Below are 1,927 nucleotides of genomic sequence, written 5' to 3' on the forward strand. Positions count from 1 at the left end.
CGGATGAACTTTCACTTATCCTCACACTGACAACTTCGGCACCAGACGTTGCGCAAACAGCGAAGTTTTTGCGTAACCTTTTCCCTGGAACGTTAAATCTTTGATAACAATTTATTGTCTAACAAGTTGTATATTTTTTGAAACGCTGTTTTTGTTTTCCTTTTGGATTAATTTCAGCGTATAATGCGCGCCAATTGACTCTTGAATGGTTTCAGCACTTTGGACTGTAGAACTCAACGACTCAAAAACAGGCACTCACGTTGGGCTGAGACACAAGCACACATTCCTCTGCACGCTTTTTCGATGTCACCTATCCTTAGAGCGAGGCACCACCACTTTCGTAATACCGGATTCGCTTTCCGGCAGTGCGCCCAGAAAGCAAGTTTCTCCCATCCTTCTCAACTTAAAGACTAAGACTGTCATGAAAAAGACCAAAATTGTTTGCACCATCGGACCGAAAACCGAATCTGAAGAGATGTTAGCTAAAATGCTGGACGCTGGCATGAACGTTATGCGTCTGAACTTCTCTCATGGTGACTATGCAGAACACGGTCAGCGCATTCAGAATCTGCGCAACGTGATGAGCAAAACTGGTAAAACCGCCGCTATCCTGCTTGATACCAAAGGTCCGGAAATCCGCACCATGAAACTGGAAGGCGGTAACGATGTTTCTCTGAAAGCTGGTCAGACCTTTACTTTCACCACTGATAAATCTGTTATCGGCAACAGCGAAATGGTTGCGGTAACGTATGAAGGTTTCACTACTGACCTGTCTGTTGGCAACACCGTACTGGTTGACGATGGTCTGATCGGTATGGAAGTTACCGCCATTGAAGGTAACAAAGTTATCTGTAAAGTGCTGAACAACGGTGACCTGGGCGAAAACAAAGGTGTGAACCTGCCTGGCGTTTCCATTGCTCTGCCAGCACTGGCTGAAAAAGACAAACAGGACCTGATCTTTGGTTGCGAAAAAGGCGTAGACTTTGTTGCTGCTTCCTTTATTCGTAAGCGTTCTGACGTTATCGAAATCCGTGAGCACCTGAAAGCGCACGGCGGCGAAAACATCCACATCATCTCCAAAATCGAAAACCAGGAAGGCCTCAACAACTTCGACGAAATCCTCGAAGCCTCTGACGGCATCATGGTTGCGCGTGGCGACCTGGGTGTAGAAATCCCGGTAGAAGAAGTTATCTTCGCCCAGAAGATGATGATCGAAAAATGTATCCGTGCACGTAAAGTCGTTATCACTGCGACCCAGATGCTGGATTCCATGATCAAAAACCCACGCCCGACTCGCGCAGAAGCCGGTGACGTTGCAAACGCCATCCTCGACGGTACTGACGCAGTGATGCTGTCTGGTGAATCCGCAAAAGGTAAATACCCGCTGGAAGCGGTTTCTATCATGGCGACCATCTGCGAACGTACCGACCGCGTGATGAACAGCCGTCTCGAGTTCAACAATGACAACCGTAAACTGCGCATCACCGAAGCGGTATGCCGTGGTGCCGTTGAAACTGCTGAAAAACTGGATGCTCCGCTGATCGTGGTTGCTACCCAGGGCGGTAAATCTGCTCGCGCAGTACGTAAATACTTCCCGGATGCCACCATCCTGGCACTGACCACCAACGAAAAAACGGCTCATCAGTTGGTACTGAGCAAAGGCGTTGTGCCGCAGCTGGTTAAAGAGATCACTTCTACTGATGATTTCTACCGTCTGGGTAAAGAACTGGCTCTGCAGAGCGGTCTGGCACACAAAGGTGACGTCGTAGTTATGGTTTCTGGTGCACTGGTACCGAGCGGCACTACTAACACCGCATCTGTTCACGTCCTGTAATATTGCTTTTGTGAATTAATTTGTATATCGAAGCGCCCTGATGGGCGCTTTTTTTATTTAATCGATAACCAGAAGCAATAAAAAATCAAATCG

General features: G+C 47.7%; 2 protein-coding genes. Both read left to right on the plus strand.

Annotated elements, in window-relative coordinates; all coding sequences use genetic code 11:
- Window positions 1-219: 219 nt before the first annotated feature.
- Window positions 220-414, plus strand: a complete 195-nt coding sequence (gene ynhH / locus ACUU1I_RS20335) for a protein YnhH (RefSeq protein ID WP_240806354.1) — start codon at window positions 220-222, stop codon at window positions 412-414.
- 7 nt (window positions 415-421) lie between these two features.
- A complete protein-coding gene (gene pykF / locus ACUU1I_RS20340; RefSeq protein WP_005050332.1) occupies window positions 422-1,834 on the plus strand; it encodes a pyruvate kinase PykF in 1,413 nt (470 codons plus the stop codon).
- The last annotated feature ends 93 nt before the right edge of the window (window positions 1,835-1,927 follow it).

This window comes from Shigella sp. SIG3 (assembly GCF_053555855.1).